This is a genomic window from Phormidesmis sp. 146-33, from assembly GCF_052939515.1.
In genome coordinates, this window is sequence record NZ_JBJPHU010000250.1 from 1 (window position 1) to 2,487 (window position 2,487).

Annotated in this window: 3 protein-coding genes; all 3 read left to right on the plus strand. The window is 45.5% G+C overall.

Annotation, left to right across the window (positions count from 1 at the left end; all coding sequences use genetic code 11):
• The first annotated feature begins 31 nt into the window (after window positions 1–31).
• Genes ACJ2PR_RS35610 through ACJ2PR_RS35620 form a run of 3 tightly spaced genes read left to right on the plus strand, consistent with a single transcriptional unit; the run spans window position 32 to window position 2,482 of the window.
• Window positions 32–442: a ferric reductase-like transmembrane domain-containing protein gene (locus ACJ2PR_RS35610; protein WP_446880598.1), complete on the plus strand. Its 411-nt coding sequence runs from the start codon at window positions 32–34 to the stop codon at window positions 440–442.
• 46 nt (window positions 443–488) lie between these two features.
• Entirely contained in the window at window positions 489–1,523 is a 1,035-nt protein-coding gene (locus ACJ2PR_RS35615) for a WD40 repeat domain-containing protein (RefSeq protein ID WP_446880599.1), read from the plus strand.
• A 20-nt stretch (window positions 1,524–1,543) separates the two neighbouring features.
• The gene (locus ACJ2PR_RS35620) at window positions 1,544–2,482 is read left to right on the plus strand and encodes a filamentous hemagglutinin N-terminal domain-containing protein (RefSeq protein ID WP_446880600.1); all 939 of its coding nucleotides are present in this window, start codon (window positions 1,544–1,546) and stop codon (window positions 2,480–2,482) included.
• The last annotated feature ends 5 nt before the right edge of the window (window positions 2,483–2,487 follow it).

Consider the following 2,487-nt stretch of genomic DNA (forward strand, 5'->3'; position numbering starts at 1 on the left):
TCATGTACGGTTCTGGAGCCGAGTAGGGTGAGTGATCACCCTACTTAGGCTAACTCTTTCTGCCATTCATGGCTATCCTTATCTTAACCAGAGAGACCTTGATCTGCTCGATCTCGAAACACCCTGGGTCTATATTCAAGGAGTGGTCTGCTTTCTAATTCTCATTTTAATGACAATCACGTCGAATACTTGGAGCATGAAGCTCCTCAAGAAAAATTGGAAGAAATTGCATCAACTGACCTACTTGGTGATTTTTGTACTGATCTGGCACGTCTGGGATAAGATGTCGGGTCACTGGACGTATATCACTCCAATCAGTTTGGCGATACTTACAGGAACTGCAATTTTATTCATGAGTCGAATGCGGATTGAAGAACAGAATCAGCAGCAAGAAGCTCAGAAGAAAGAAGCTGTTGCAATAACTACTAGTAGTTCTAAATAGCGATCGTCAATACACAAGTCAGGAGCATTGACCAGGAGCATTGACTATGACACCAAAGCGAAATTCTAGAAAAACGACGATCGCTTTAACAGAAATATCTCTAATACTAATCATTGTCGCGCATTGGCTTAGCACTCATACTCATTTTAAATCACTTCTTTCGGCTCAATCCTTGGCTGCTCAACCGATTCACATCTTCAAAGGACATCCGGTTTGGGTGTATACGATCGCAATTAGCCCGGATGGAAAAACGCTTGTTAGTGGTAGCTATGACGGTACAATCAACATTTGGGATCTGCCCAATAAAACACTGCGTCATTCAATCTCAGGAGATTCGAGTCAGGGACACGGAGATGCAGTTGTTTCATTAGCAATTAGTCGAGATGGACAGTTCTTAGTGAGCGGTAGTTGGGATAGCCGCATTAAGTTGTGGAAGCTGGACAGTGGCGAATTGCAGCGGACAATTGCAGGACATAGCGATGATGTGCGTTCGGTTGCATTTAGCCCAGATGGAACGACGATCGCGAGTGGCAGTTGGGATAAAACGGTGAAGCTCTGGAAGACGGAGACAGGCGAGCATCAGCAAACTTTCCACTCTAGAGCTGAGATCAGAAGTGTTGCGTTTAGCCCTGATAGTCAACTCCTGGCAAGTGGTAGCGAAGACGGCAAAATTACAGTCTGGCAACTGGAGGATGGAGCGGTAAAACTCCCTTTAGCCGCCCATGAAGGAGCAATTACCTCAATCTCGTTTAGTCCAGATGGAAATACTCTAGCGAGTGCAAGCCATGACAAAACCTCTGCGTTGTGGGAAATAAAAACGGGGCGATTGCTTCACCGTTTTGCTGGACATCACGATAAAGTGCTGTCAGTTGCGTTTAGTCCCGATGGGCAAACTCTGGCAACTGGAGGACACGATCGAGCAATTAAACTATGGGATTTACAATCGGCTCAGTTGCAAGGTACGGTTATGGGGCATCAAAAACCGATCTGGTCGATCGCATTTATGCCTCAAGGAACAATGCTTGTCAGTGGCAGTGCTGACAAATCGATTATGATGTGGCAACTTCCTTCCAACTTGTAAATACTCATGAGAAGCAACTGATGAAACGATATGATGCTCCACTTTGGTTGGCTGGTTGCTTTCTGCTTTGCGAAGGGTTGATTATTCGAGGTGCAGTTCCTACGGAGTTGCGCTCTGCGCTAATCGCACAAGTCATTCCCGATCGTACAACTCCGACTACAGTGACTGGAGATTGCATTGGTAGCTGCTCAATCACAGGTGGGACAGTAGCAGGACAGAATTTGTTTCATAGCTTCGATCGCTTTTCCATTCCAACGAATGGTGAAGCAGCGTTCAACAATGCCGCAGACATTCAAAATATTTTTACTCGTGTTACCGGAGGCATTCGATCTGATATTGATGGCTCAGTTCATGCCAACGGTACTGCAAATGTATTTCTACTCAATCCAAGTGGAATTCTCTTTGGTGCAAATGCCCGCTTAAACATTGGTGGTTCGTTTCTTGCCAGCACAGCAGATAGCATCATTTTCGACAATGGTAATGAGTTTAGTGCAGTAAACCCACAAACACCACCATTATTGACGATTAGTACTCCAATTGGTTTGCAGTTCGGTCGAAATCCAGGAACGATTCGAGTAGAAGGGAATGGATATAACCTATCGGCTCAGGTGCGGCGGCAAATCACGAGAGGAACTCAAACAGGTCTACAGGTACAACCAGGTAACACACTTGCTTTGGTTGGGGGAAATATTGAGCTAGAGGGCGGAACTTTGACCGCAGAGCAAGGGAGAATTGAGTTAGGAAGTGTAGGCAGTGATGAGCGGATTCGTCTTAATTCAAGAGAAGGATTTGCATTAAGCTATCCGGGTGTTTATCGGTTTCGAGATATTCGGCTCTCTCAACAAGCCTTGGCAGATGCAAGTGGCGGCGGAATCATTCAAGCACAAGCAAAAAACAGGGTCTACCGTTCTATGCCGAGTCAAAGTCAAAGTGCCAACACATTAAGCACCTCAGCTTAAAATTC

Excerpts from the sequence above, each read along its gene's own strand:
- ACJ2PR_RS35615 (WP_446880599.1), top strand. The coding sequence starts at position 489 with ATGACACCAAAGCGAAATTCTAGAAAAACGACGATCGCTTTAACAGAA.
- ACJ2PR_RS35620 (WP_446880600.1), top strand. The coding sequence starts at position 1,544 with ATGAAACGATATGATGCTCCACTTTGGTTGGCTGGTTGCTTTCTGCTT.